The sequence below is a fragment of the Sorangium sp. So ce302 genome (assembly GCF_051530145.1).
Taxonomy (GTDB): Bacteria; Myxococcota_A; Polyangia; order Polyangiales; family Polyangiaceae; genus Sorangium; species Sorangium cellulosum_B.
Window position 1 is genome coordinate 9,845,325 of the sequence record NZ_CP150326.1, and the last position, 25,505, is coordinate 9,870,829.

A 25,505-nucleotide genomic window follows, 5' to 3' on the forward strand; every position below is an offset into this window, starting at 1 on the left:
CGCACCATCGCCGGCGTCTTGCTGCGGATTCTCTCGCGTCGGTCGAGCATGTCCGTCTTCAGCTCGTCGTAGTAGCTCTACTGCGGGAAGTCGGCGCAGGGGCGGACCGCGTCTCGACGAACCGCGCGGCTGGCATCGGGGTCCGGTGCGCGCGGGAGCCGTAGCGGCCGCGTGACCGCGGGTGGAGCGGCCGTCGGCCCCGGAAGAGCAGGCCGCGGCTCCGCGAGGAAGCGAGAGCCTCGGCGCACCTTTCTTCGAGCGTGGTCCGAGCATCGCCTAACCTGCGCCTCCCTCTTGCTGGAGCGAACGGATGCGACGCACCACCCTCTGGTTATCGATCTTGACCTCGGCGACGCTGGCGACGGTGGCCTGCGGCGATGACGACGGCGCGGGCAGCGGCGGCGCCGACGCGACCAGCAGCTCGAGCGCCGCGGGCGGCTCAGGTGGCGATGGGGGCTCAGGCGCGACCAGCAGCTCGGGGTCCGCGGGCGACGGCGCCGGCGGCTCGGGCGGCGACGGCGACGGCGACGGCGCCGGCGGCTCGGGCGGCGACGGCACCGGCGGCGCGGGCGGCGGGCACACGACGCCGCCGGCCGGCGAGGACTGGACGCGCGATATCCTCTCGACCGCGCTCGAGCTCGACCTCGCCAGCCTCACCGGCAGGGCGACGATCGTGCTCGCCGCGTCGGACAGCACGGCCGCGTCGTTCGAGATCGGCGACCTCGACATCGCGTCGGTCGCGGATGGGTCGGGCGCCCTCGATCACGAGGTGAGCTCCGGCAGGCTCGACGTCGGGGTGCCGTCGACCGGGAGCGACGCCACGATCATCATCGATTACACCTTCAAGCCACACGAGGACTTCGATGGGTGGATGCCCGGCTCGGGTGTCTCGTTTCTCTGGCCTTATTTCTGCGGCAACCTCTTCCCGTGCAAGTCCGATCCCGCGGACGGCGTGCGGTTCACGATGCCCGTGACCGGGGTGCCGGAGGGCATGACCGCGGTCTACCCCGAGAGCATCCCCACCGACGCGCCTTCCTACATGCCCGCGATCGCGGTCGCCGAGCTCACGCGGCTGGAGCTCGGCACCACCACCGGCGGCACCCGCGTGAGCGTGTGGCACCTTCCCGGCCAGGAGGCCGACGCGGCGGCGGGCACCGAGCACCTCGTCGGGGTGTTCGATTTCCTGGAGACCACGTACGGCCCCTACCCCTTCGGCGACAGCGTCGGGACGGTCTCGGCCAACTGGGGCGGCGGAGACCTTGGCGGCATGGAGCACCACCCGTTCTGGCACCTCTCGAGCGGCTCTCTCGACAGCGAGGAGGTCAACGCGCACGAGGCCGCGCACGGCTGGTTCGGCAACGGCGTGCGCATCGCCTGCTGGGAGGACTTCATCCTGTCCGAGGGCACCGCCACGTACATGGCGGCCCGCGCGCTCGAGGAGCTCGGGGTGGACGCGTGGGCCTCGTATGAGTGCTCGTCAGGTCGGTCTGCGATCCGGAGGCCGGCCGTAACACCATCGCGCTGCCGGGCACCTGCAATGAGATCGACATCCTGAACGACCCGCTCTGGTCGCAAGTGCCCTACATGAAGGGGGCTTTCTTCTTCCGCGAGGTCGCGGAGGTGATCGGCGTCGACGTGCTCGACCGGACGCTCGGCGCCTTCTACACCGCCAACGTGGGGAAGGGCGCGCGCATGCAGGACCTCCTCGACGCCATCAAGGCAGCCACAGACAGCGCCGGGGCCGATGTGGTCGATGCGCTGATCACGGAGTGGCTGCGCACCCTGGAGTGCCCGGTCGACCTCGCGTCCCTCTGCCCTCCATGACACAGCGTTTCCCGAGGAGGCCTGCGGGCGGTCGTCGCCCTGTATTGGCTGCGGATCGAGGTGCTCTGGATCCGGGAAGACCTGCGCGGCCAGCGCATCGGCTCCCGGCTGCTGGCGGAGGCCGAACAAGCGGGCCGCGAGCTCGGCGCACGGAACGCGGCGCTGGAGACCTTCGAGCGGCAGGCGCCGGCGTTCTATGCGAAAAATGGCTACCGGGAGGCGGCACGGCTGGACGACTACTACCTGGCGGTCATGAGGAAAAGGCTGTGAGCGCGCCACCAGGCGCGATGCCGATCGAACAAGGGAAGGAACGGACATGACGCTCAAGCGGATGGACAACGTGCTCATCGTTGTCGACGACCTCGAGGCCACCAAGGCGTTCTTCATTGCACTGGGGCTGGAGTTCGAGGGCGAGACGACGGTCGAAGGGCCCGATATCGGGCGATTGATCGGGCTCCAGGACGTGCGCGCCACCCTCGCCATGCTGCGGACCCCCGATGGGCAAGGCGTCGAACTAGACAAGTTCCACACACCCGCCGCGATCCGGTTCGGGCCCGTGGATGCACCCGTGAACGCGTTCGGCCTGCGTCGCATCATGTTCGCCGTCGACGACATCGACGCCATGCTTGCGCGGTTGCGTGCGCACGGGGCGGAGGTCATCGGCGAGATGCGGTACGGTGCCTCTTACCGGCTCGCCTACATCCGCGGGCCCGAGGGGATCATCGTGGCGCTTGCCGAGCAGCTTGGCTGAGCACCGTGCAGTGGCCTTCGCCACCATCGGGTGAACGCTTCATGGCAGTCGCCACGCACGCATGATCGACACCCAGTACGTCACCCGCCTGGGCCTCAAGCCCGACCTCGACCCCGCCACGTGGGCGGCGTACCCCTTCACCCTGCCGGCGGTCCGTGACCTGGCCGATCCCCTGAAGCTGCACCCCAAGGTCACCTTCTTCATCGGCGAGAACGGCTCCGGCAAGTCGACCGTGCTGGAGGCGCTGGCCGTGTCGGTGGGCTTCAACCCCGAGGGCGGCACGCGCAACTTCCTTCCTCGTACGGCGAGAGCAGGCGGTCACGGATGAGCGCGTGCGTCTCGTCGATGGCGAAACAGGCGAAAACCATGGAAATCGCTACTGTTTCCGGCGGCCGATCGTTATCAACCGGTTTTTCTGGCGGGACGAATCCGTGGGGGCGAACCGTCGCGATCCGGTGCTTTGCCCGGGATTTCAGGGAGGCGTGACGACGGATCGCAGCCCGTCGGTGGGGGTGGGCCCAACCCGGGCCCAATGAATAGGCGTTTGCGGGACTGCGCCCGAGCAGCAGCGGCGGCGAGGTCCCGGCGCAGTCCCGTAAACGTCGGGTTGGACCGGGCCGGTTCGCGGCCGGGCGAGGCGGTCGCGAGGCCTATGGAGATCCTGCCCGAGAAGGCCGCAGAAGGCGGGCGCGGCGGGGCTCGCACGCGTGGTGCATCCCGCCGCCACGACGTTGGGCGCAGACGCGCCGAGGCAGAGCACGGCGCCGACGGAGGCCCAGCAGCACGCAGGCCGCCGACGTGGACGGCGCAGAAGGCGGATCGATGCCTGACCGCCGCGCAACGGAGGTGGTGCTGTCGCTTCTGCCCAGGCCAGCGATGCTCATGACGTGTCCGGAGGAGCAGCGGAGGAGGCGATGACGCACGACGGCAGCGGGCGGCGAGCCATCGCAGCCTGACCGCAGCGAGGACAGATGGACAGGTCGACCCCCGTGAGCGCGGCGAGCAGCGTACACCAGTCGACCTTGACGACGTGGCGCGGAGAGGGCTCGTGAGAGCTGCCTTCCCGGTGCTCATCTCCCCCGACAGCGCGCTGCCCTGCGTCTCGCGCCGCCATGATCCTCGTGCGTGCCACCTCGAGCGTGGTGGTGGCGTGACACGCAGCCATCAAGCCGAAGTGTCGGATCTTCACGAAGCGATGAGGCAGCACGTGCATCAGGAAGCGACGCAGAAACTCCTCTGCGGAGAGCGTCACGGTCTTGTCTCCGCGGGTCCGGAAGCACACGCCGCGCTCATCCATCCACCGCAGCCGGTGATTGGACAGCCCGACACGGTGGGTATAGCGACCGAGGTAAGCAAAGACCTGCTCGGGCCCAGCGAAGGGCGGCTTGGCGTACACCACCCAGGGCTTGCGGTAGAGCGTCTTGAGCAGCGCAGCGAAGGCAGCGGGGTTGGCCAGCGCGGCGGCCCCGCCGGTCAGGTCGAGCTCTCCGGCGTCATAGGCCTGCCGAAGCGCGGCGAGCAACTTGCCGCGGAAGAGCTTGCCGAGGACCTGCACAGGGAAGAGGTAGCCGCTCCGCCCCTCGATCCAGCGCGAGCCGTCGAGCGAGAGCCCACCGCCCGTGACGATGCAGTGCAGGTGCGGATGGAAGCTGAGATTGCGGCTCCAGGTGTGCAGCACGGCGGTGACACCGATGTCGGCGCCGAGCCGCCTGGGATCGCGGCCGAGGGTGAGCAGGGTCTGCGAGCCGCACTGGAAGAGCAGATCGAAGACCGTCTGCGGGTTGACGAGCGCCAGCGGGCGCAGCTCGGCCGGGAGCGTGAAGACGACGTGGAAGTAGTGCGTCGGCAGGATGCGCTGCTGCCGCTCGGCGATCCACCTGGCCTGGCTGAGGCTCTGGCACTTGGGACAGTGGCGGTTGCGGCAGGAGTTGTACGAGGGCTGCTCGTGGCCGCAGCCCGTGCACACGTCGACATGGCCGCCCAGCACCGCGGTCCTGCACGCGGCGATGTCGCGCAGGACCTTGCGCTGGGCGGTGGAGACGGCGTGGGCGCGCAGGTAGGCCTCGCCGTGGGCGCGGACGATATCCGCGACCTCGAGACGAGGCCTACCCGTCGCCGCGGGCCGCGGCGCCAGGCGATGCGGGTGCACGCGACCTCAGCCGAGCTTCTTCTTGGCCTCCTGGGTGCCGAGCACCTCGACCGGGCTGCGGGTGCGACCGACGTGAGCCTGGCTGACGCGGACGTAGCGGACGGTGGTGCGGATGGAGCGATGGCCGAGCAGGGCCTGGATGACGCGGATGTCGGTGCCGAGCTCGAGCAGGTGGGTGGCGAAGCTGTGCCGCAGCACGTGCGGGGTGACGCGCTTGTGCAGCTTGCAGCGCCTCGCCGCCTCGCGCAGCGCGTTGCGCACCGCCTCGTGCGAGATGACCGAGCCCTGCTTGCGACCCGGGAACAGCTCCGGTCCAGCGGGTCTCTCCGCCCGCCAGTAGATGCGCAGCGCGGTCAGCACGGGGGCGCTGAGCATCACGTACCGATCACGCCCGAGCTTGCCATTGCGGACGTGGATGAGGTTGCGCTTGCTGTCGACGTCCTCGACCCGCAGCGAGCAGACCTCATCGATCCGCAGACCGGCGCCGTACGCCGTCAGGACGATCGTGCGCTGCTTGACCGAGCCGATCGCGTTGAGCAGCGCCTCGACCTCGGTGCCGCTGAGGACCGGCGGCAGCTTCTGGGGTACCTTCGGCCAGGGGATCGCGACGGCGACCTCCGGACGCCCGAGCGTGGTGGCGTAGAGGAACTTGATCGCCGCCACGTACTGGTGCTGCGTCGCCTCCGCGATCTTTCGCTGCTCGGCGAGGTAGAGCAAAAACGCGCGCACCTCGTCGAGACCCATCTGCTGCGGCGGCTTGCGGTGGTAGGCTACGAAGGCCCGTGCGCAGCGGAGGTAATTGTCGCATGTCGACGGCTTGTATCGCCGCAGCTTCAGGTCTTCGGCCATTCGATCGCGGAGCTGTCCCATCGCTGCCCTCCTGGTGAACGCGGCGCCCGGGCAGGGGCGTCGCGAACGGCAGGGTGGGCAGGGAATGAGGCGGCGGGCGGCGAGTCCTGCGCGGCGCCGGGCGCTTTTTTTCGCAGTGAATACCGGCAAAAGTCGCGCTGCGGCAGCAATGACCGCCGTGACAACCGCAGCGAAGACAAGGATCCGAGCCGCGGCAGGAAACCTCGGCTCGGTATCCGCAATGCTTAACGGAGCAGGGCCCGCAGCAGCTTCTTGAGCCTCACGCCGAGCTCCTGCACCTCGTCCGCATCGCGCTAGCTCGCGGCCCCGAGCGCCGCCACCAGGTCCATGGCTCCCAAGGTCTCGTGGAGGCTACGCGGGGCGCGAGGGCGGTGTCGTCTCGCGATCGCGGTCGTCGTCGCGGTCGACCTCAGCAGGGACAGGAGCTGCCGCGAAGCGGCTTGGTCCAACCGGCGAGCCTCGATCCTGGGAAGCTCGCGTCGGCCGACGCGTCGCCTCGGCTCGTCGTGGTCGCCTCGCTCGCCGGCACCCTGAACCGCGCCGTCGCCCTCGGGGATGAGGAGGCGGCGCGGATCGTTCACGAGGCGATCGGTCGGCTGCTCGGCCTGGTGCCAGCACCGGAGAGGAGAGAAAGGTCGCGCCGACGGTAGCAAGCCGCATTGACGACGCGCCCGGATAGGACAGGTGCGGAGATCCGCGGAGAGCGAACCGTCTTGCCCTTGGCCGGCACTGTCGGAGATGGCGGCCGAGGTGGCACAGGACCGGAGCAGGCGAGAACCAGCGCCAGCAGGCCGAAAGCGAGCCATACGATGAGAGGATAGCCCGCGCAAAGCCATTCCGACCTGTCAAGAATTCCCCGCCAACGACCAGCAGTTGACATAACGTACAAAAAGTACGATCCACTGATCCGCCTACAAAAAAACCAACAGATCCAACGAGTTTACTCGATTGTTTAATATTGCCTACACCACGCTGGCAACACGCTCGTGCGACCGAGGGCCGCCTCGACCATGCGCGCGGCGTCCTCGTCCCCGCTGTCCTCCAGCACGCGGTGGGGTGCATGCGCAGGGGGCGAGTGTGCCTCAGAGAGGAGGGGGCGTGCCTCGGACGGGCGGTGGCGTGCCGGCGAGGGGCCGCGTCGGCGGATCGGGGAGGCTCGCGGCCCAAGCAGCCGTTGGCATGGTGCGCTCATCGAGCGAGGCTCCGTACAGGCGCGAGTTGCCGATGAAGACGATCCCCGTTCTCGCGGTCGCTGTCATGGGGCTTTGCATGGCCGCAGGGGCGGGTTGCCGTTCAGAAGAGAAGCCCAAAGGCCTCAACGGCTGGGATGGTGGGGTGCCTCCTGAACGGGAAGAGTGCACCGTGCAGACGTTGGACTGCTTCGACAGGTGCTACAAGCGGAAGGCGAGCCCCGCATGCATCGGGTGCTGTCGGGACCACGACTTTCTTTGCAGTACGCAGCAGAAATACTCCTACGATTTCTGCGAGGGCGGCCAGTAGCAGAAGGGCGTTATTCGCGCGTCGCTGCTCGCCGGCCCGACGCCGCTCAAGGACACGGGGGAGGTCGCGTCAGGTCGTATTCTGGGCCCGCAATGCGCCCTTCGCGCTCGACGCGGCAGCAATCGGCCTCGACCAGTCCGCGACGTGGGACTTCACGAACACGGATTTCGCGGGCCCGGGACCGATCATCGTCGCCGGCATGCGCGAGAACGCGTCGAACCCGAGCGCGCCCGTGAGCGGTCCTGGCGTAGGGCGTGCGCTCTTCCCGACGGGGGATAGCCCCCTTGAAGGGGCGGTCTGGTCGCTCGTCGCCCCCGGCAGCGGCGAGCTGCGGCGGCTCTACTTCCGCACGATGTTCGCTCTGAGCTCCCCCTACGCCGCGAGCACGGGACTCGAGGGGTTCTTCCTGATGACCGTGCGCGAGGTAACCGGCGGCACGCTCGGCCAGAGCACGATTGGCCTCCTGGCGGCGCAGAAGCCGACAAACCTCGACGAGGCCCTGTCGGTCCCGATGCGCTTCTCTCTCGGCGTCCTTACGCCAAACGGTCCTTCGTATCCGCAGACGTCCGGGCCGGAGCTCGCGCGCGGGACCTGGCACCAGATCGAGGCCTACTTCGTCGCGAACACGCCGGACCAGGAGGACGGCGTCGGGTGCGTCTGGCTCGACGGCGTCCTGATCGTCGAAAAGGCGGGCGTCAAGTGGGCGAACGGCGACTTCTACTGGTCGGAGGCCTCCTGGTTCGACCGGCGCATCGATGCCGCTTTCGGGGTGCCCGACGGCGGTCAGCACGTCGACCACGACCACCTCGAGGTCTTCTGGTCCCAGACGCGCGAGTAGCGCTGCGATTTTGCGACGATCACCTGTGGCGCGATGTTCGATGGGAACACCGCCATGACGCGATTGCCGGTGTGGAGCGCGCCCCGTCGCGCGCTCACCTCGAGCTCAGAGGTGAATGCCTTTGTGTGGGTGCTCATCCCACGCATGCAGTCGGTGGGAGCGACGCGCCTGCCGCACGTGGATCCCCGAAATCGGGCATCCGATGAGAGGATCTGCCGATTGTCAAGAAGAGTGAAGGAAATGCTCGCATGCGGTCGCTTGACAGCGCTCGATCGCCATGACAAGCCTGCCCGGAACGTTATGAGCGCCTCGGCGGCACTCAGCAGGACGTTGCGCAGGTCCTTGTGATGGCAACGTGATGACGGCGTGATGGCAAGCCGCGCCCGGCCCTTGCTGTTTCCGCGTTCGAAGGCCCCTGGAACCCGAGACTCAGCGTTGCCGAGGACCGCAGCGGAGGTCCGCTGTTCGTCCTCGGGCATCGTTCACTCTTGCTTTTGATACCACCATGCCAACCCATCAAGACAATCGTTCCAACATCGTGTCACGCCATGTTTCCTTGCGTCGCGCCTTGCATGCCCTGCTGCTGGGGTTGTCGGCCAGCGCCCTGGGCTGCGGCGACACAGCGCCGCCCGCAGAGCCGGTCGATCAGATATCGGAGCCCGTGATCGCCGGCGATCTGGCCAGCTCGCCCGCTCAGGGCCTGCGGGCGGCTCTGGACAAGTCGAAGGCGCCCTCGTGGGTTCCGAGCGACGTCTCCGACGTCCGCATCGTGATCAAGTTCCACGAGGGGACAGGGGTCCGGCTGCGCGGCGCGCAGCTCAACAGCGATGGTGTCGGCGCGCGCTCCAGCGCCGTGAACGCCGACGCGCTGCGGCGGGATCTGGCCAGCATCACCACGTTGCTCGCGGGTCGATCGGTCAAGCTCAAGCCGCTGTTTTCTCTGTCCGAGGCGCGGCTCGCGTCGCTCAAGAGCGCCGGCGAGCGGCGGACCTCGCGCCGGCTCCCGGAGCTCGCGCTCTACTTCGACGCCCCGTGGTCGGGGGGCTCGCGGAGCGAGCTGGTCGAGCTGGTGGAGGCGCTGAACGCCCACCCCAGCGTGGAGATCGCCTACGCGCAGCCGAAGCCCGAGCTCGCGGCCGCGCCGCCGGAGGCGAGCGCCGATCTCGTGGCCCTCGACGCGAACACGCCGGATTTCACGTCCCTGCAGGGCTACGTGGCCAACGACGCGAACGGCATGGGGGTGACCGTGGCTCGCTCGCTCCCAGGCGGCCGCGGCGAGAACGTCCAGATCATCGACGTCGAGCAACACTGGGTCCCCGATCACGAGGATCTTCCGGCGCCGTTCTTCTACGCACCCGCGGCGAATCCCGGCAACGCGACCCACGGCACCGCCGTGGCAGGCGTCATGGTAGGGCAGGAGAACGGCTTCGGCGTGACCGGCGTCGCGCCGCTGTCGGGCGTCGGTTACGCGAGCTGGGTGGACATCGGGGTCGGGCCGGCGATCGCGCTCGCCGCCGCGCAGCTCGACCCTGGCGACGTCGTGCTCATCGAGGTGCACGCGTCCGGCCCGACCACGGTCAGCTGCAGCTGCAACCACGGCCAGTGCAACTACGTTCCCATGGAGTTCTTCTCGGCCGAGTTCGACGCGATCCAGACAGCGACGGCCAACGGGATCATCGTGGTCGAGGCGGCCGGCAACGGCTCGGTGGATCTGGATGACCCGACGTACGGAGGTGTCTTCGACCGGTCCGTCCGGGACTCCGGCGCCTTGATGGTGGGCGCGAGCCTCTCGACCTCGCGCAGCCCGACGTGTTACAGCAACACCGGCGACCGCGTGGACGTCCATGCCTGGGGAGAGAACGTGGTCACGACCGGAGGCGCCGGTGAGCTCTACAGCGGAACGCTGGGCGCGCGGGACACCTATACCGCGGGCTTCTCCGGGACGTCGAGCGCCTCGGCGGTCGTGAGCGGCGCGGTGGCCGTGGTGCAGAGCGTCGCGCAGCAGGCGGCGGGGCCGCTCACGCCGCAGCAGCTCCGCGATCTGCTCGTGAATAGCGGAAAGCCGCAGCAAGGCGAGCTGAGCCGCGAGATGGGCCCGCTCCCGGATGTCGCCGCGGCGGCGTCGCTGGCGGCCGATCCCGGGAGCTGCGGCGACAACGTCTGTTCGGCGTTCGAAAGCTGCCAGTCGTGTGAAGTGGACTGCGGCCCGTGCTCGACCTGCGTGCCCTCGGGCTGCGAGGCTTCCACGCAGGTGACGCTTCCTTATGTGATCAACGGTTCTGTCGATTCGTGCGTGTTCTTCACGGGCCCGGGCTCGAACCTGAACTCCTGGAACATGACGACCGTCGAGCTCAACGGGGTCAGCTTCCTGAACACGTGGGTCGCGTCCTCGAATTACCCCCCCACCTGCGACGGCGGATACTATCTGCGTCTGGACGGCGACTTCGGCTGGTCTCACATCGAAGTGAATTGAGAGCGCCTCTCAAGACCACTCGTCGCCAGGCCGCCGAGGCCGGCACATGCGGTCGTCGGCGCACGGGCTCCCGCACGTGGGGCGCAGGGACTCGAGATCCGCGAGATCGCGGAGCCAGCCTCGCGGGATTCGCTCCGCGATCTCCCTGTAATAATTGACGCCCAATAGCACCGGTGGAGGATCCACCGGCATGCCGAGGTGCTCGAGGATCTTTGTGATCGTGGCGCGCTCGGTGATCGCACAGAGGATGCGGATCCGCGCGTGGCACTTTCGGCACCGAGTTACATCGATTTCGAACGTTCGGCGCAGAAGTGTAGCCCACGGGAGGCGCCCTGACTTCGCGAGCAACACCCCACCGAAGAGCCGATCCCAGTGGTGCACCGTGATGATGTTGAAGTCGACCTCCACGCCATCGGCGATCTTTGGCGACACATCGCTCTCTGCGTCAGCGGCGACAGAGCGAGGAGTCGGCGAAGGTGCCAAGGAAAGCGGCGCGGCGAAGGGTGAGCCGGTAGCGGAAACGGTTGTCAAGCAACAGTAACTTTTACTGACGCTCTACACCCCATAACTCCAGTCGTTGGGCCGGAAGAGTGCGGAGACGCAGGCACGATCCCGAAACAGGCGGCAGCGCATCGAAGGGCCCGGCAACAGGGCGGCGAGCGAAGGAGAATCCCTCGGCGCTGCGCCGCCTGGCCAGGCGCCGACCCCGATCGGTGATGCCGCGGGCCCTTCACCGCGGGCGACGCGACGGCAGAGGGCGCCCCGTTGGGCCACACCGGAGTCGCCGTCGGCGGCGAAACAGGCGAAAACCATGAAAATCTCTACTGTTTCCGGCGACCGCTCGTCTCGACCGGTTTTTCTGGCGGGATTTCTGACACGCGGCGCTAGCCGAGCGCCAGCGAGGCGGCCGCGGGGCGGAGGCCCTCGATCAGGGCCACGCGATAGCGGTGTCGCGCCGCGGAGAGGCGCAGCGCCTCGCCCTCGTCCGCGAGCGACGCCGCGGCCATCGCTGCGTGACCCAGACGCAGGAGCGTGTAGGCGAGGAGATACGCCGGCAGGCGCCGCTCCGGATCATCGCCGGAGCGGCGCCGGTACCGCTCCAGGAAGGCGCGCCGGGCGCCTCGCGGCATCCGCCACTCGACGATGGCGCCGGCGAGATCCCAGGCGATGTCCGTGGGGCCAGGGAGGAAGTGATCGTCGCCGTGCCCGCAAGCGTCCACCTTGACCAGCTCGCCCGCGGCGGACCTGCGCCACTCGTGGGGATCCATCCTGCCATCGACGATCACCGGACGCGCGAGCTCCAGGTGGAGCTCACCCGGGAGCTCCCTCCGCATCTCCAGCGAGAAATTGGTGCGTGCCATGGCAATGAGCTCGTCGGCCGCAGGGCCCGGCACCGGGAAGGCCGAGGCGCGAAAGGCGCAGTAGTCGGCGAGGCGCTCGAGCTCCGCTGCGGACAGGTCATCGGCCTGGAGCGGGCGGCCAGGGAGCCATGGATACGAGCAGAATCCCTGGCCCTCGTCGCGCGGCTCTGGCCCAAAGCCGGCCCGGAAGACGCCTTGAGCCCGCTCCAGACACTCCGCCCCGTAGCGGCCCATCCCTTCGAACTTGAGGATCCGGCGTTCGTCCCGGGAAAGGTATTTGAGGCGCTCCATGGACGTCCAGGAGGGCGGCCAGCGCGATTCGTCCTCATAGCAGCGGCGGCGCCACGCCCCGGCGCCGATGGGCTCGCCCGCGTCGCCGGGGAGCTGCGCCCCGCCCTCGGCGCGCTCCGAGCGGAAGGACCGCCAGCGGCGCGCGCCTTCCGGCGCGACGAGCGCGTCGGGATCGGGCGCGCGGGAGCCGAGGAAAACGATGCTGGCGCGCGGGACGCCCGCGCGGACCAGGGCGTCTCCGGCGGCGAGGAACGAGGAGCCGCTGAGGCCCGGCCCCTCGTCGACGACCCAGAACCGCGCTCCCTCGGCGATGCCGTCCTCGACCCAGCGGATCTGCCCGGTGTCGAGCTCGACGCGGCGGTCGTAGGGATGACCTGACGGACGCACGGTGGTGCGGCCGGCCCGGATCCCCTGCCCGCGGAGCGCCGCGGCCGTCACCGCGCTCAGCGTCGTGCCGATGCTGCGGATACCGACGACCCGGACCGGCGCCGGCGGGGACGCGAGCCGCTCGGCCAGCCGGGCGAAATCGAGCGGGTGGAGCGCGTAGAACGAGAACCCCTCGGGCGGCGACGTCGAGACGATCGCCGGGACCTCGACGGCCGTGAGGGCCTCGGGCGTGGCCAGACGTCTGGCCGTCCGTGGCCAGACGTCTTGCTGTCCGTGGCCAGATGTCCGGCCGCCCGCGATCGCGAGCGCGCCCGCGCCGTCACCGCGGATCAGCGCGGCGGCGAGATCGTCGGTGAGCTGCGCCAGCGCCGAGGCGCCCTCCGCGCCGGCGTCGGCGAGGAGAGACTCGAGCTCGCCAGCGCGGATCAAGGCGCTGAGCACGACGTCGCGAGGGCGCTCCGCGCCTCCGGGGCCGGCGATCGCCCGGAGGTCACCCGCGAGCTCGTCGACGAGCCGCCGCCCCGGGACGTCGCGGCGGCCGCTGCGGAACACGTACATGCGGTATCCGGAGCTGTCGTCCATGGCGGGCTCCACGCCTCACCGCTGCGCGACGCGCGACCCGCGCCGCTCGCGGGCCTTCCCAGCGGTAACGTCATGGAACCGGCTCGTCAAGCCATCGGCCTCGTGCGTGCAGGGGAGCGACGGGCCTGACTCGGTCGTGGCTGGGGGCGGCAGCGCGAGCGGCTCCGGCGCCATCGCCGTCGATAACTTCGCTCAGCGCGGGCCGCCGGCCGCGAACGCAAAATCGATGTGCACGTGCTCGTCGTGCCGCCACCACACCGGGCCGCGGGGAATCGCCCCTGCGAGCGAGCCCAGCTTGCGGCCTGCGGGGCTCGCGAGCAGCAGCGGCACGTACTCCGGCGCGAGGATGATCCGCTGGATCCGGAGCTTCCTTGGCCTGGCCTTCTCGTCCAGCGCCGACAGGAGCCGCGCGAGATCGTCGAAATCGATCGTCAGCTCGCCCCAGCGGCCCTGTGCGTCGAACTCGAGGCCATAACCGAGCTTGTTCCAGGGATAGGTCGACACATCCGCGGGCCGCCCCGCGCCGTCGCGCAGCGGGACGAAGATATCGACGCTGAGCCCGTTCTGGTGCGTGCGGTGCGGCCAGAACGGGCCGCCATCGCGGTGGCCCGTCTCCCCCACGACGAAGCGCCGCCCTGGCCTGGCGGCCGCGCACGCGGCGAACGCCTCTTCCAGCGCGTCGCGAACCGCGCCGTGCACGTACTGGCGCCCGAGGCTGGCGCCCAGGTAGGAGTAGGTCACATGGCCAGGCCCCGAGGGGCGGAGCGGGTGCCCGTGCAGCAGCCGGCCGCGCGCGGGACTGCCAGCGCTCTCGGACGGCGCCGCGCCGTCGAGCCAGACGCGGCCGTGCGCCACGACGAGGGGCGCGACGAGCAGGAGACCGGCGGCGACCGCGAGTCGCTTCCACGCCCGACGGGACGCGCTCGTCGCTCGCGGAGCCACAGCGGGCGGCGCGCCCCGAAGGACCTGGAGGAGCTTCACCCCGGCCGGCCTCCTGGAAGATCGATCACGTCGTTCAAGGGAGAAACGAACCATCAAGCGCGCCAAGAGGAGTTCCAACTTCTGGCGTTCTGGTGCCTCGGCAGCTCACCATTCGGCGTCTTTCAGGCAGTATCAACCGATTTGTGGGATCGGGAGGTCATCGCGCCCCAAGAGACGCGACCGACCGACCGCGCGCCCCCGCCCTGTGCAAGACTGCGCGCCGATGCCGTACGACCATCTCCTCGGGCGCGTGGTGACCCTGCCGGTACGGCGGTTCGGCCCGCCGGGCGCCTTCCTTTCGGCCGATCCAGACGACCTTCGCCCGGACGCGCCGGTGCTCCTCTTGCCACGCAGCGAGGTGCCCGAGGGCGCCAGGGAGGGGGACGAGCTCGAGGTCTTCGTGTACCTCGACTCGGAGGATCGCCCCATCGCCACCACGCGCCGGCCGAAGGTCATGCTGGGCGAGGTCGCCTTCCTGGCGGTCACCGACGTCGCGCCCTTCGGCGCCTTCGTCGACTGGGGCCTGCCCAAGGAGCTGCTCGTCCCCTGCGCGGAGCAGACCCGCGACCCGCTGGTCGGCCAGCGGCACCCGGTGGGGCTGCTCGTGGACAGGACCGGCCGCCTCGCGGGGACGATGCGCGTGAGCGAGATGCTGCGCGACCAGGGCGAGTTCGATCTCGACGAGTGGGTCGAGGGTGAGGCGTGGCGCAACGAGCCGGGGATCGGCCTCTTCGTCATCGTCGAGCGCAGGTTCGTCGGCCTGCTCCCCGCCGACGAGCCGCACGCGCTCTCCCGCGGCCAGGCGGCGCGGTTCCGCGTGACGAGCGTGCTGCCCGACGGGAGGATCGAGCTCTCGCTCCGCGGTCACGCGCACGAGGAGGTCGAGAGCGACGCGCAGGAGATCCTCGCGCGGCTCTCGCGCCCGGGCGCGCCGAGGGTCGGCGATCGCTCGAGCCCGGAGGAGATCCGGGCGCTCTTCGGCCTGAGCAAGAAGGCGTTCAAGCGGGCCGTGGGCCGCCTGCTGAAGGAGCGCGCCGTGGCGATCGACGGCGAGGGGTTCCTCGTCAAGAACGCGCGCTGAGCCGGGCGGAAGACGGAAGCGGAATGGAGACGCGGCGCCCCGCGGCGGACGCCGCGCGCGGGCGACGGCTACCGATCCCTCGCGCACCGGGCGCCAAGACCGTAATAGCGCTCGGCGGGTTTGCCGGGGAGGCGATGGGATGTCGTGAGGTTCTCGATATCGTCGTCGAAGCCCCCGCCGCGCATGACGCGCTCGGAGCCGGCGGTCAGGTTCGCGCAGTTGTCGCAGAGGTCGCAGCGCTGCGATGAGATCGGGTACTCGTCGCTGTACCCGTCCAGCGTCCACTCCCACAGGCTCCCTGCCAGGTCCGCCTGCCCCCACTTTCCATCCCCGGAGGTCGCCTCGTCACCGATCGATCTGGACCCGACTGGCAGGAGATCGGCGATCGTGCAGGGGCGGCCCGACGCTTCCGTGTACCCGTAGCAGCCGAAGACCGCACGGTCCTCGTCGGCCGTATCGCCCCACGGATAGCTTCGCTCCTCGTCGCCGCCCACCGCCGCGTAGCTCCACTCGGCCTCTGTCGGCAATCGCCCGCCGTCCCATACACAGAAGGCCATCGCCTCGTGCCAGGTGATGCAGTTCATGGGGCGGCGCTCGTCGTCATCCGATTCAACCGTGTCGCTCCACGTCGAGCAGCGCGCCCCGAGAGCGCTGCACGTGTCGCGATCGGGAGGGGTGCACTTTCGGGGCCATCGACGAGATTGGGCCGCCCCCTGCGCCCGCGCCGCTGCCGCCGTCGCCGTTCAGCCCGCATCCCCCCGCCTCACCGCCGCTCCCGGCCGCCGCGCCCTCTCCGCCGCTCCCGGACGCTGCACCCTCACCACTGCTCCCGGCCGCCGCGCCGCCGCCGCTCCCGGACGCCGCGCCCTCACCGCCGCCGGGCTTGTACCGCTCCCAGTCCGCGCCGATGAGGTCCGAGCATCCGGCGGCGACGAGCGCTCCCACCCCGCCGATCCAACCAGCTTTCGCCCAGGTTCCACCCATGACCCGACAGCGTCACCCCCTTCGTTCACCGCTGTCAAGCCGCTCCCGGCCGGCCGCCTGCGTCGAGGGATCCCCTCGCCGCAGCTCGGCCGGCGGCCGCGACGCGAGGGCTACTCGAGCAGGCTGCGCAGCATCCAGGCGGTCTTCTCGTGGACCTGCAGGCGCTGGGTGATCAGATCGCAGGTGGGCTGATCGTTGGCGTTCTCGGCCACGGGGAAGAGCTCACGCGCCGTGCGCGCGACCGTCTCGTGGCCCTCGACGAGGCGCTTGATCATGTCCGTGGCCTTGGGGACGCCGTCGTCCTCCTTGATGGTCGAGAGCGCGACGAACTGCTTGTAGGTCCCCGGCGCGGGGAGGCCGAGGGCCCGGATGCGCTCGGCGACCAGGTCCACGGCGAGCGCCAGCTCGTTGTACTGCTGTTCGAACATGAGGTGGAGCGTCTGGAACATGGGCCCCGTGACGTTCCAGTGGAAGTTGTGGGTCTTCAGATAGAGCGTGTACGTGTCAGCGAGGACGCGTCCCAGCCCCGCGCCGATCAGCTCGCGGTTCTTGGCGTCGATTCCGATATTGATCTCCATCATGTCTCCTCTCGTAGTTCGTGTGCCCTTCGTTCGATGGGCCGAATCCGGCGCCGGGAGCGCCCTCCGTGCGGCGCCCTCCGAACCCGGTCGTAGCGGGCCGCCAACGTTCGTCCTCGCGACCGCCGCGTCAATCGGTTCGTCCCCTGCTCTCTTCCCCTAGGAGGACGCCAGCGGGGCAGACCCGCACAGGAGACGGGCCCAGATCGGCGTTTTCGGCGCACAGGCGTACTCTTGTACGCCGAGCACCGAAAACGTCGAGGTGGGCCCGTATCCGAAGCGGGTCTGCCCCCCACCTAGGCTTCGCCGATGCTGCGCATCGACATCACATCGATCGGGCGCAGGCCGAGCAGCGCATACGATTGCTCCCAGCGCTGGTCCGCCGCCACGTCGAACAGGATCCGCTCGTCGAGCGCCACGGGCAGCCACGCGCCCGCGGCGATCTCTCGCTCGAGCTGGCCGGGCCCCCAGCCGCTGTAACCGAGGAGCACCGTCCTGCGCCGCGGGTCGGCGGCGGCCGTGCCGCGCACCGCGTCGGCCGCGAGCGTGTCGAACGCGCTGCGGGACGACGTGACCCGCACCCGGGAGCCCACCGGGATCACGCCCGTCTCCTCGGCCCCGAGCGCCGGATCGAGGCACAGGATCCACCCCGAGCTCGGCTGGACCGGCCCGCCGAGGTAAACCGGCGCCGGGTCCTTCAGGTCGTTGCCATAACCCGCGAACGACAGGAGCTCCCCCAGCGTCATCGGCGCCGGCCTGTTCACCACGAACCCCAGCGCCCCGCCCTCGCTGTGCACCGCGAGGAGCACGACCGTCCGGTCGAAGTTCGGATCACCGAGCGGCGGCGACGCGATGAGGAACCCTGGGGCCAGCACGCTCGCTTCGCTGTTCATCGGCGATCCTCCCTCGCAACGGTCAACCGGTCACTGCGTCCCGCACGAACCCGTCCGCCGCGGCGGGGGCTGGACGGGGAGTCGCCCCCACCTTACTCCCGTGTGCCGTGACAGGCGATTGGGATCTCCCTCCAGCGCCGGCGAGGCGGGTATAGTGGCGCCATGTACACCGTCGGCGTCCGCGATCACATCATGGTGGCCCACAGCCTCAAGGGCGTGCAGTTCGGCCCTGCGCAGCGCCTGCACGGCGCGACGTACACGGTCAGCGTGGAGGTGGAGCGCGAGGAGCTCTCGCCCCTCGGCCAGGTGGTCGAGACGAGCGCGCTGCGGGACAGCCTGCGCGCCGTGCTCGCCGAGATCGACTACCGGAACCTCGACGAGCACCCCGCGTTCGAGGGCAAGCGCTCGACGCCGGAGCTCATCGCGCGCTACATCCACCGCGAGCTCGGCCGCAAGCTCCCGGTGAGCGCCGGCAGCGCCCTCACGATCACGCTGAACGAGTCCCCCCTCGTCTGGGTGCGCTACCGCGCGCCGCTCCGGGGCGCCTCGGTCATGCCGACCGAGCTGGCCTGAGCGCCGGCCGTCTCCGCTTGGCACGCGGCCCTGCCCGCGGCAAAAGAGCGCGCCGATGACCGAGCCGGTCCGCACAGCGCCGATCGTCCTGAGCTTCCAGGGCGGCACCCTCCGCATCGAAGGCCTCGCCCCGCGCCCGGCGCTCGAGGCGGCGCCTGCGCTCGACAGCAGCGCGCTGCCATCGAACGCGGGCGAGCGCGCGGACGAGCCCGACGGCGGCGACGCCGGCGATCCCGCCGAGGGCGCGCCGCTCGACCCCGCGTGCCTGCCCGCGTCCTGCCGCTGGGACGCGCGGGAGCGCGTCTACCGCGTGCCGGCGATCGACTACGCCGAGCTCGTCCTGAGGCTCCGCGCCCGCGGCGTCCCGTTCACCGACGCCGCCCGCAAGTACGAGGCGCTCCCGCTCGCGCCGCTCGCCAAGCACGACCCGTTCCCCTACCAGCGCGAGGCGCTCGACGCCTGGGCCGGGCGGCGCAGCCGGGGCGTTGTCGTGCTCCCGACGGGCGCGGGCAAGACGTTCGTCGCGACGCTCGCGATCGCCGCGCGGCAGCGCAGCGCGCTCGTGGTCGTCCCTACCCTGGATCTCCTGAACCAGTGGTACGACGGGCTCTCCGCCGCGTTCGGCGTCCCGATCGGCCTGCTCGGCGGCGGTTACCACGACGTCCTCGACCTGACGGTGACCACGTACGACTCCGCGCACGCCCACATGGACAGGCTCGGCGCCCGGTTCGGCCTCGTGATCTTCGACGAGTGCCACCACCTGCCGAGCCCGTCGTACGCGCTCGCCGCGAAGATGTGCCTCGCGCCCTTCCGCCTCGGCCTCACCGCCACGCCCGAGCGCGCCGACGGACGGGGCTACGACGACCTCATCGGCCCGATCGTCTTCCGCCGGGAGATCACCGAGCTCTCCGGGCAGTACCTCGCGGCCTACGACGTCGTCCGGCTCGAGGTGCCGCTCTCGGACGACGAGCGCGCCGCGTACGAGGCGGCGCGCGCCGTGTACATCGGCTTTCTGCGCGCGAACGGCATTCGCATGCCCGAGGGGTGGGGCCAGTTCATCCTGCTGAGCTCGCAGTCCGACGCCGGCCGCCGCGCCTTCGAGGCGTACCGCCGCCAGCGCAGCCTCGCGCTGTGCGCGCCCGGCAAGATCGACGTCCTCGCCCGGCTGCTCCACGCCCACCGCGCCGATCGCACCCTGGTCTTCACCGAGGACAACGCCACGGTCTACCAGATCTCGCGGCAGTTCCTGCTGCCGGCCATCACCCACCAGACCAAGGTGAAGGAGCGCAGCGCCATCCTCGACGCCTTCAACCGCGGCGCGCTGTCCGCGGTGGTCACCTCGAAGGTGCTGAACGAGGGGGTCAACGTGCCCGAGGCGAACGTGGCGATCGTCCTGTCGGGCAGCGGCTCGGTACGGGAGCACGTCCAGCGGCTCGGCCGCATCCTGCGCCGGAGCGAGAACAAGACGGCGATCCTCTACGAGCTCGTGGCCCTCGGCACGAGCGAGCAGCGGGTGAGCGACAAGCGCCGGGAGCACATTGCTTACCAGTGACCTCGTCCGCGTCCGCCGCCGGGGCGGGATGGTCGTGCCGCAGTACCTCCGCGGGGCGGCCGCCGAGCGCCTGCTGCCGGTCGCGCGGGCGTACCTCGACATCCTCTCGCAGCGCGTCGGCGAGCGCCGCGACGACGTCGAGGCCGCGCTCGACGCCATCGAGGTGCCCGCGCGGGATCGCGTGGCCTCGCTCGGCCTGAGGAAGGTGCTCGAGGACGGCTGCGAGTACGAGGTGCAGGAGGGCGTCGATCCCGAGGCGCTCCGGCGCGAGCTGTTCCACGCGGCGGCGGCGGCGCACCGCGCCCTCGACGTCCGCGCCCGCTTCGACCGGGCCGCCGTGCTCGACGAGGTGGCCGCCCGGCTCGGCACGACGCCCGCCGCGATCGAGGCGGGCCTCTACGCCGACCTGCGCGGCGCCGAGATCCTCCGGCGCGCGGCCGCGGACGCGCCCGAGATCGTGCTGGATCGGTACAACCTGGCGCTGGCGCAGTCGATCATCCTCCGGGCGACGCAGGTGACGATCCGCATCGAAGGGGAGAGCGCCCAGCGCTACCGGCGGATCTTCCGGGCGGCGCGCTTTCACGGGCTCATCCACGTGGTCCAGGGCGATCCGGTCTCCGGCTACACGATCGCGCTCGACGGCCCGTTCAGCCTGTTCGACGCGGTGCAGCGGTATGGCTTGCGGCTCGCGATGTTCCTGCCGTCGGTGCTCTCGTGCGCCTCGTTCCGGCTGCGCGCCGACCTGCGCTGGGGGCGCGACAAGGAGCCGCTCGCTGTCGAGATCGGCCCGGCGGACGGCCTCCTGTACCACGGGCGCGAGCTCGCGGAGACGACGCCCGAGCTGGACGCGTTCTGCGAGGGGTTCAGGAAGCTCGGGTCGCCCTGGACCGTGTCGCCGAACGAGCGGCTGTTCGCGCTGCCCGGAGAGGTGGTGTGCGTCCCTGACCTTGTGTTCCTGAACGCGGAGACCGGGGAGGAGGTGTACCTCGAGGCGTTCGGGTTCTGGAGCCGGGACGCGGTGTGGCGGCGCGTCGAGCTGATCCGGAAGGGGTTTCCGGCGAGGATCCTGCTCGCGGTCGGCAAGCAGCTCCGCGTGAGCGAGGAGGTGCTGGGCGACGACGAGGCCGGGGAGATCTATGTCTACCGGGCGACGATGTCGCCGAGGGCGGTGCTGGCGCGGCTGGACGGGAAGCGCGGGGGGGCGTGAGCCGCTGCGGAGTTTCGCTGCCCGGCTCACCTCGACCGCGTACACTGCCCTCCGACGCCTGGAGGTCTCCAATGCGAACGGTGGACGAGCTCGTCGAAGAAGTCCGGAGCTTCCCTGTAGCGGATCGCTTGCGGCTCGTGGAGCGGATCGTCCACGAGATCGCGAACGCTTCGGCGGACCTGCGGGAGGCATCGCTGCCCCGCCCGAAGGTCTCGCCTCTCGGCTGGCTCGCCGACGATCCCGAGCTCGCCGACGAGCTGGAGAAGCTCACGGCGGATGCACGCGCTCGGGGTCGGGCGAGGGGGCTCGACGATGAGAACCCTCGTTGACACGGACATCTGGTCCGAGATCTTCAAGGGGAAGAACGCGACGGTCCTCGCCAGGGCGGGCGACTACCTCTCGCAGCACGGGCGCTACACGTTGACGGCCGTGACGGTCTTCGAGGTCATCCAGGGCCTGCAGCACGTGCAGCGCGCGAGCCGGATCGACGCGTTCCGCGAGATGCTCGAGGACATCGAGGTGCTCGAGCTCGATCAGCGATCCGCCGACCTTGCGGGGGTCATCTACGGCGAGCTCCAACGGACCGGTCGCGGGATCGACGTTGGTGACGCCCAGAACGCCGCAATTGCCCTCTGCCACCGCGTTGGCGTCGCGACCGGAAACACGCGGCATTACGCCCGCGTCCAGGAGCTGGGCTACCCGCTCATCCTCCAGAACTGGCGAGAGCCGCCATCGTGAGCCGCTCGCTGCAGGGATGGGAACCGCGAGCCGCCAAACTCGACGTTCTTTGACGGAGCAGCCGCGAGGCCCGATGCGTCTGCGCGCTGCACACGGCCGCGCGAGCGCCGCCGAGCGCTTGCCCTCGCCGCCCCTACTCCTACTCCACCGTCGCGTACGCCGGCGTCCACGCCCGCTTCCCGTCCGGCCGCGTGATCCGCGCCCGCACGTAGCGCTCCCCGCCGCGGAGCCGGTAGGTCGCCCGCCCCGCCGTGGGCTGCTGCCGCTCCAGCACGCGCCCGCTCCGCCCGACGAACTCGACAACCGCGCCCGCCGCCACAGGCCAGACCGAGAAGGCGTCCCCGGCGATCGCGATCCTCCGCAGCCTCGCCCCGGACGACGCATAGAGCCGTCCCCCGGCGAGCGCGCTGCAGATCGCGGCGCGCGACGCCTCCCGCGAGAAGACCTCGATGAACCCGCGGCCGGGCCCCGCGGGCGGCGCGCCCGACCCGGCCATGAGCTGGTGCAGATCGTCCACCGCGACGCCGACGATCCCCCCTCCCGCGGCGCCGCGCACCGTCAGCACCGCATCCCATAGCGCCTCGTGCGACGGGCGCGTCGCGTCGCCGTCCGTGTACACGTACGGGTGCCCGCTGTGGATCTCCAGGAGCTCCGCCGCAGGCGCCGCCAGGAGGTCGCCGGCGGATAACGACCAGTCGAAATTCGGATGATTGATGAGCGCCACGCCCCCCTCCGCCCGCACACGCCCGATCGCCCACTTCAGCGCCTCCCCCTTGGTCAGGAAGGCGCCCCCGCCGATCGTCGCCCGCGTGCAGAGCGCGTTCACGTGCACGGGCTTCCCCTCTGCCCACATCGTGACCTCTTCGCCGGGGATCACGGCGAAATTCGACGCCGACGACGGGTCCTGGAACATCGCAGGATCGACGCGCTGGTTGTGGTCTGTCAGCGCCACGAAGGAATACCCGTTCTCGCGGTACCAGCGGACGACGTCGCGCGGCTCGCTGTCCCCATCGCTCAGGGACGTGTGGGTGTGGATGTTCCCGCGCTGGAACACCTCCACGTCGAGCGCCCTCTCGAAGCGCGGGCGGCCCGGCGGTCCTTCCCCTCCGTGAGCAGAGCGCGAGACGAGCGAGGCGCGCTCCGCCCTGCCGGCGAGCGCGAGGAGCGCCGCTGCGCCGATGAACAGGAGAGCACTCCAGCGTCCGCGCATGTTCATTGCGATGAAAAGGAGAGTATACAGAACGCCAGGGCCGCGGCCAATTCGCAGAGAGCGCGCCCGCGCTTCCGCCGCCGCGCGTTATCTCTCCCGCTCTCCGGCGCGCGCGAGGTGGTGCGCGCGTGCGCGCGCCCGCCTCCTCTTCAAATTTTAATTACCCCGGTGCACCGGCGTCCGGCGGCATACTGCGCCCGTGACGCCCCCCCTCCTCGCGCTCGTCATGATCGTCAAGGACGAAGCCCCCTCCATCCGTGAGACCCTCGCCTCGGCCAGGCCCCACGTCGACCGGTTCACCCTCCTCGACACCGGCTCCACCGACGGCACACAGGCCCTCGCGCGCTCCGTCATGGCGGGCGTCCCCGGCGATCTCGTCGAGGAGCCCTTCGTCGACTTCGGCGCGACGCGCAGCCGCGCCCTCGACCTCGCGGGCGACGCGGCCGTGTTCACCCTCATGCTGAGCGGCGACGAGCGCCTCGTCGCGGGTGACGCGCTCCGTCGCTTCTGCGAGGAGCGCCGCGACGCGTCGGGCCCGGGGCACGGCGCCTACCACGTCCGCGTGCACTACGGCGATTCCGTCTACGACTCCGCCCGGCTCGCCCGCGCCTCGGCCGGGTGGCGCTACGTCGGCGCCACCCACGAGGTGCTCTCCAAGGAGGGCGAGCCGCCCCCCTCGATCCGCGTCCCCGACGCCCACATCGTCCACGACCTCTCTCGCCGCGACGCCGCCGCCCAGACCCGGAGGTGGCAGCGCGACCTGGAGCTGCTCTCCGCCGCGCTGGCCCGATCCCCCCGCGACGGCCGCGCCGCCTTCTACCTCGCGCAGACGCTGGAGTGCCTCGGCCGGCACGCGGAGGCGTTCGAGGCCTACGAGCGGCGCGCCGCGCTCGGCGGCTGGCAGGAGGAGGTCTACGAATCGCTGTTCCGCATGGCGCGCACCGCCGCCGCGCTCGGGCGCCCCTGGCCGGAGGTGCAGCAGCGCTACCTCGACGCCCACGCCCACAGCCCGCACCGCGCCGAGCCGCTCTTCGCCGTCGCCTGGCACTGGTACGGGCAGCGGTGCTGGCCGCTCACCTACCTCTTCGCCTCCCGCGGCGCCGCCCTCCCCTTCCCCGCCCAGGCCACCCTCTTCGTGGACGCCGAGGTCTACGAGCACAAGCTGCTCGACCTCGTCGCCACCAGCGCGTTCCACGTCGGCGAGCTCGCCGCCGGCGAGGCGGCGCTGCGCAAGGCCCTCGCGCGCCGCCCCGGCGATCCGCGCCTGCTCGGGAACCTCGCGTTCTACGCGCCCGCGAAGAAGCGCTGACGCGCCGCGCTCGCCGCCGCTCAGGCGCCGTCGTCGTCCTTCCTGATCCAGCCCTTGCGGCGATAGTATGTGAGCAGCCCGACGACGCTCGCCAGCATCAGGCACCATACGAGCGGATAGCCGTAATACCAGTCGAGCTCCGGCATGTTGTACGGCGAGCTCTCGTGGTGGAAGTTCATCCCGTAGATGCCCGCAATGGCGGTGACCGGGAGGAAGATGGTCGAGATGATCGTGAGCACCTTCATGATCTCGTTCATCTTGTTCGATATCCCGGAGAGGTGGAGATCCATGAGGCCGGAGCTCAGCTCGCGGTAGGTCTCGACCATGTCCATCAGCTGCACCGCGTGATCGTACGTGTCGCGCAGGTAGAGCCGCGTGTCCTTGGAGATCATCGGGTTGTCCTCGCGGAGCAGCGCGTTGACGAGATCGCGCTGCGGCCAGATGGCGCGCCGGAGCGTGAGCAGATCCCGCTTCAGGTCGTGGATCGGCTTCGACATCCGGCGCTTGGCGTCGATCACCTCGACCTCCAGGTCCTCGATGTGCTCGCCGAGCCGCTCGAGCACCGGGAAGAAGCCGTCGACCACCGCGTCGAGCAGCGCGTACGCCAGGTAATCGGCGCCCCGCTCCCGGATCGTGCCCCGGCCGGTGCGGATTCGCTCCCGCACGGCCTCCATGACGTCCCAGTCGGCCTCTTCCTGCACCGTCAGGACGAACGATTTGCCGACCAGGATGGCCAGCTGCTCGGTGCGCAGCACGCAGCGCTCGTTGACCTGCGCCATCCGCGCGATGATGAGGACGTGCTCGCCCCCGTAGACGTCCGCCTTCGGCCGCTGGGGCACGTTGACCATGTCCTCCAGCGCGAGCGGGTGGACACGGAAGATCTCGCCCAGCCGCTCGAAGGTCCCCTTGTGCCCGAGCCCCCGGACATCGACCCACGTGATGGAGGGCCGGTCGTCCGTGAGGTAGGGGATGCACTCGTCGACGCTCTGGATCTCCTTCTCGGACACGACCTCGGCGTCGTAGTCGATGACGAAGATCTTCGGCCGCTGCGTCTCCTCGATGACGAGCGTTCCGGGCGGCGACGCCGGCGGCGGCTCGTGCACGAGCCGGGCGCGCCTGGGCCGCATCGTCGTCCGGTCGGGGTCGGCCCTCTCCTGGACCCAGGAGGCGCGCGACTGCGGCGCGCTGCTGCGCCGCGACTCGGGGGGTAAGGTGGTGCTCGTCACGGGGGCGTGATGGTAGACCAAGATCGCGTGGCATCGAGCGCGGGATGACGCGGGATGATACGCGAGAGCGAGCGCGCTCTCCCGCTCGCTCCGCGGCGCCGGGTGGCGTATGCTGATCGGGCCGCGGAGGGGAGTTGCTGGTCGGGC

General features: G+C 70.3%; 26 protein-coding genes and 1 pseudogene. 16 read left to right on the top strand and 11 right to left on the bottom strand.

The features are described 5' to 3' along the window. The first annotated feature begins 310 nt into the window (after window positions 1-310). The 5 genes and pseudogenes from WME73_RS37320 to WME73_RS37340 form a co-directional block, all read left to right on the top strand. Window positions 311-1,555: a M1 family aminopeptidase gene (locus WME73_RS37320; RefSeq protein ID WP_437912646.1), complete on the top strand. Its 1,245-nt coding sequence runs from the start codon at window positions 311-313 to the stop codon at window positions 1,553-1,555. Window positions 1,556-1,584: 29 nt separating this feature from the next. Next, window positions 1,585-1,824, top strand: coding sequence for a hypothetical protein (locus WME73_RS37325; RefSeq protein WP_437912647.1), 240 nt, complete (start codon window positions 1,585-1,587; stop codon window positions 1,822-1,824). A 60-nt stretch (window positions 1,825-1,884) separates the two neighbouring features. Next, entirely contained in the window at window positions 1,885-2,094 is a 210-nt protein-coding gene (locus WME73_RS37330) for a GNAT family N-acetyltransferase (protein ID WP_437741083.1), read from the top strand. A 46-nt stretch (window positions 2,095-2,140) separates the two neighbouring features. Next, window positions 2,141-2,575 (top strand): VOC family protein, encoded by a 435-nt coding sequence (locus WME73_RS37335; protein ID WP_437912648.1) that lies wholly within the window; start codon window positions 2,141-2,143, stop codon window positions 2,573-2,575. Between the two features lie 61 nt (window positions 2,576-2,636). After that, window positions 2,637-2,867, top strand: a pseudogene (locus WME73_RS37340) (AAA family ATPase); the annotation flags it as partial. A 588-nt stretch (window positions 2,868-3,455) separates the two neighbouring features. Here WME73_RS37340 and WME73_RS37345 read toward each other — a convergent pair. Further along, window positions 3,456-4,724 (bottom strand): IS91 family transposase, encoded by a 1,269-nt coding sequence (locus WME73_RS37345; protein ID WP_437912459.1) that lies wholly within the window; start codon window positions 4,722-4,724, stop codon window positions 3,456-3,458. Between the two features lie 6 nt (window positions 4,725-4,730). Beyond that, a complete protein-coding gene (locus WME73_RS37350; RefSeq protein WP_437893382.1) occupies window positions 4,731-5,594 on the bottom strand; it encodes a tyrosine-type recombinase/integrase in 864 nt (287 codons plus the stop codon). 440 nt (window positions 5,595-6,034) lie between these two features. Between WME73_RS37350 and WME73_RS37355 the strand changes: the two genes are divergently transcribed. The 4 genes from WME73_RS37355 to WME73_RS37370 all read left to right on the top strand — a co-directional run bounded on the left by WME73_RS37355 (window position 6,035) and on the right by WME73_RS37370 (window position 10,405). Continuing rightward, window positions 6,035-6,244: a hypothetical protein gene (locus tag WME73_RS37355; RefSeq protein WP_437912649.1), complete on the top strand. Its 210-nt coding sequence runs from the start codon at window positions 6,035-6,037 to the stop codon at window positions 6,242-6,244. A 712-nt stretch (window positions 6,245-6,956) separates the two neighbouring features. After that, window positions 6,957-7,094, top strand: coding sequence for a hypothetical protein (locus WME73_RS37360; RefSeq protein WP_437741086.1), 138 nt, complete (start codon window positions 6,957-6,959; stop codon window positions 7,092-7,094). Window positions 7,095-7,293: 199 nt separating this feature from the next. After that, window positions 7,294-7,932 (top strand): hypothetical protein, encoded by a 639-nt coding sequence (locus tag WME73_RS37365; protein WP_437741087.1) that lies wholly within the window; start codon window positions 7,294-7,296, stop codon window positions 7,930-7,932. Window positions 7,933-8,437: 505 nt separating this feature from the next. Beyond that, window positions 8,438-10,405: a S8 family serine peptidase gene (locus WME73_RS37370; RefSeq protein WP_437912650.1), complete on the top strand. Its 1,968-nt coding sequence runs from the start codon at window positions 8,438-8,440 to the stop codon at window positions 10,403-10,405. A gap of 9 nt (window positions 10,406-10,414) precedes the next feature. Here the strand turns inward: WME73_RS37370 and WME73_RS37375 are convergent, their stop codons facing one another. From WME73_RS37375 to WME73_RS37385, 3 genes are all read right to left on the bottom strand, one after another. Further along, window positions 10,415-10,837, bottom strand: coding sequence for a hypothetical protein (locus tag WME73_RS37375; RefSeq protein WP_437912651.1), 423 nt, complete (start codon window positions 10,835-10,837; stop codon window positions 10,415-10,417). A gap of 452 nt (window positions 10,838-11,289) precedes the next feature. Next, the gene (locus WME73_RS37380) at window positions 11,290-13,026 is read right to left on the bottom strand and encodes a hypothetical protein (protein WP_437912652.1); all 1,737 of its coding nucleotides are present in this window, start codon (window positions 13,024-13,026) and stop codon (window positions 11,290-11,292) included. 192 nt (window positions 13,027-13,218) lie between these two features. Continuing rightward, on the bottom strand, window positions 13,219-14,007 hold the full coding sequence (locus tag WME73_RS37385; protein WP_437912653.1) for a penicillin-insensitive murein endopeptidase: 789 nt from the start codon (window positions 14,005-14,007) through the stop codon (window positions 13,219-13,221). 223 nt (window positions 14,008-14,230) lie between these two features. Between WME73_RS37385 and WME73_RS37390 the strand changes: the two genes are divergently transcribed. Further along, window positions 14,231-15,088 carry a CvfB family protein gene (locus WME73_RS37390; RefSeq protein ID WP_437912654.1) on the top strand — a complete coding sequence of 286 codons (858 nt, stop codon included), beginning with the start codon at window positions 14,231-14,233 and terminating at the stop codon, window positions 15,086-15,088. A gap of 68 nt (window positions 15,089-15,156) precedes the next feature. Here the strand turns inward: WME73_RS37390 and WME73_RS37395 are convergent, their stop codons facing one another. The 4 genes from WME73_RS37395 to WME73_RS37410 form a co-directional block, all read right to left on the bottom strand. After that, window positions 15,157-15,672 carry a formylglycine-generating enzyme family protein gene (locus WME73_RS37395; RefSeq protein ID WP_437912655.1) on the bottom strand — a complete coding sequence of 172 codons (516 nt, stop codon included), beginning with the start codon at window positions 15,670-15,672 and terminating at the stop codon, window positions 15,157-15,159. Between the two features lie 25 nt (window positions 15,673-15,697). Continuing rightward, on the bottom strand, window positions 15,698-16,033 hold the full coding sequence (locus WME73_RS37400) for a hypothetical protein (protein ID WP_437912656.1): 336 nt from the start codon (window positions 16,031-16,033) through the stop codon (window positions 15,698-15,700). A 149-nt stretch (window positions 16,034-16,182) separates the two neighbouring features. Beyond that, window positions 16,183-16,650 carry a Dps family protein gene (locus WME73_RS37405; RefSeq protein WP_157907930.1) on the bottom strand — a complete coding sequence of 156 codons (468 nt, stop codon included), beginning with the start codon at window positions 16,648-16,650 and terminating at the stop codon, window positions 16,183-16,185. Window positions 16,651-16,946: 296 nt separating this feature from the next. Beyond that, a complete protein-coding gene (locus WME73_RS37410; RefSeq protein WP_437852396.1) occupies window positions 16,947-17,543 on the bottom strand; it encodes a YqgE/AlgH family protein in 597 nt (198 codons plus the stop codon). A 162-nt stretch (window positions 17,544-17,705) separates the two neighbouring features. On the opposite strand from WME73_RS37410, the gene WME73_RS37415 reads away from it, so the two are divergent. The 5 genes from WME73_RS37415 to WME73_RS37435 all read left to right on the top strand — a co-directional run bounded on the left by WME73_RS37415 (window position 17,706) and on the right by WME73_RS37435 (window position 21,613). Beyond that, entirely contained in the window at window positions 17,706-18,116 is a 411-nt protein-coding gene (locus WME73_RS37415) for a 6-pyruvoyl trahydropterin synthase family protein (RefSeq protein WP_012239418.1), read from the top strand. A gap of 55 nt (window positions 18,117-18,171) precedes the next feature. Beyond that, on the top strand, window positions 18,172-19,668 hold the full coding sequence (locus WME73_RS37420; protein ID WP_437912657.1) for a DEAD/DEAH box helicase: 1,497 nt from the start codon (window positions 18,172-18,174) through the stop codon (window positions 19,666-19,668). Next, window positions 19,655-20,875, top strand: a complete 1,221-nt coding sequence (locus WME73_RS37425) for a DUF790 family protein (protein WP_437912658.1) — start codon at window positions 19,655-19,657, stop codon at window positions 20,873-20,875. Before WME73_RS37420 ends, WME73_RS37425 begins: the two co-directional genes overlap by 14 nt. A 71-nt stretch (window positions 20,876-20,946) precedes the next feature. Further along, window positions 20,947-21,204, top strand: a complete 258-nt coding sequence (locus WME73_RS37430) for a hypothetical protein (RefSeq protein ID WP_437741099.1) — start codon at window positions 20,947-20,949, stop codon at window positions 21,202-21,204. Then, window positions 21,188-21,613 (top strand): PIN domain-containing protein, encoded by a 426-nt coding sequence (locus tag WME73_RS37435; protein WP_437912659.1) that lies wholly within the window; start codon window positions 21,188-21,190, stop codon window positions 21,611-21,613. Before WME73_RS37430 ends, WME73_RS37435 begins: the two co-directional genes overlap by 17 nt. A 139-nt stretch (window positions 21,614-21,752) precedes the next feature. On the opposite strand, the gene WME73_RS37440 is transcribed toward WME73_RS37435, so the two are convergent. Then, on the bottom strand, window positions 21,753-22,829 hold the full coding sequence (locus WME73_RS37440; RefSeq protein ID WP_437912660.1) for a PHP domain-containing protein: 1,077 nt from the start codon (window positions 22,827-22,829) through the stop codon (window positions 21,753-21,755). A 193-nt stretch (window positions 22,830-23,022) separates the two neighbouring features. Here WME73_RS37440 and WME73_RS37445 point away from each other — a divergent pair, with 193 nt between their 5' ends. Further along, window positions 23,023-24,132: a hypothetical protein gene (locus WME73_RS37445; RefSeq protein ID WP_437912661.1), complete on the top strand. Its 1,110-nt coding sequence runs from the start codon at window positions 23,023-23,025 to the stop codon at window positions 24,130-24,132. A 20-nt stretch (window positions 24,133-24,152) separates the two neighbouring features. Here WME73_RS37445 and corA read toward each other — a convergent pair whose 3' ends face one another. Continuing rightward, entirely contained in the window at window positions 24,153-25,358 is a 1,206-nt protein-coding gene (gene corA, locus WME73_RS37450) for a magnesium/cobalt transporter CorA (protein ID WP_437912662.1), read from the bottom strand. Window positions 25,359-25,505: the final 147 nt, after the last annotated feature.

What these genes read in the sequence shown, in the direction of transcription:
- WME73_RS37430 (WP_437741099.1), top strand. Translation starts at nt 20,947, where the DNA reads ATGCGAACGGTGGACGAGCTCGTCGAAGAAGTCCGGAGCTTCCCTGTA.
- WME73_RS37325 (WP_437912647.1), top strand. Translation starts at nt 1,585, where the DNA reads ATGAAGGGGGCTTTCTTCTTCCGCGAGGTCGCGGAGGTGATCGGCGTC.
- WME73_RS37415 (WP_012239418.1), top strand. Translation starts at nt 17,706, where the DNA reads ATGTACACCGTCGGCGTCCGCGATCACATCATGGTGGCCCACAGCCTC.
- WME73_RS37320 (WP_437912646.1), top strand. Translation starts at nt 311, where the DNA reads ATGCGACGCACCACCCTCTGGTTATCGATCTTGACCTCGGCGACGCTG.
- WME73_RS37410 (WP_437852396.1), bottom strand. Translation starts at nt 17,543, where the DNA reads ATGAACAGCGAAGCGAGCGTGCTGGCCCCAGGGTTCCTCATCGCGTCG.
- WME73_RS37440 (WP_437912660.1), bottom strand. Translation starts at nt 22,829, where the DNA reads ATGAACATGCGCGGACGCTGGAGTGCTCTCCTGTTCATCGGCGCAGCG.
- WME73_RS37395 (WP_437912655.1), bottom strand. Translation starts at nt 15,672, where the DNA reads ATGAACTGCATCACCTGGCACGAGGCGATGGCCTTCTGTGTATGGGAC.
- WME73_RS37350 (WP_437893382.1), bottom strand. Translation starts at nt 5,594, where the DNA reads ATGGGACAGCTCCGCGATCGAATGGCCGAAGACCTGAAGCTGCGGCGA.
- WME73_RS37370 (WP_437912650.1), top strand. Translation starts at nt 8,438, where the DNA reads ATGCCAACCCATCAAGACAATCGTTCCAACATCGTGTCACGCCATGTT.
- WME73_RS37435 (WP_437912659.1), top strand. Translation starts at nt 21,188, where the DNA reads ATGAGAACCCTCGTTGACACGGACATCTGGTCCGAGATCTTCAAGGGG.
- WME73_RS37380 (WP_437912652.1), bottom strand. Translation starts at nt 13,026, where the DNA reads ATGGACGACAGCTCCGGATACCGCATGTACGTGTTCCGCAGCGGCCGC.
- WME73_RS37420 (WP_437912657.1), top strand. Translation starts at nt 18,172, where the DNA reads ATGACCGAGCCGGTCCGCACAGCGCCGATCGTCCTGAGCTTCCAGGGC.
- WME73_RS37390 (WP_437912654.1), top strand. Translation starts at nt 14,231, where the DNA reads ATGCCGTACGACCATCTCCTCGGGCGCGTGGTGACCCTGCCGGTACGG.
- WME73_RS37405 (WP_157907930.1), bottom strand. Translation starts at nt 16,650, where the DNA reads ATGGAGATCAATATCGGAATCGACGCCAAGAACCGCGAGCTGATCGGC.
- WME73_RS37335 (WP_437912648.1), top strand. Translation starts at nt 2,141, where the DNA reads ATGACGCTCAAGCGGATGGACAACGTGCTCATCGTTGTCGACGACCTC.
- WME73_RS37365 (WP_437741087.1), top strand. Translation starts at nt 7,294, where the DNA reads ATGCGCGAGAACGCGTCGAACCCGAGCGCGCCCGTGAGCGGTCCTGGC.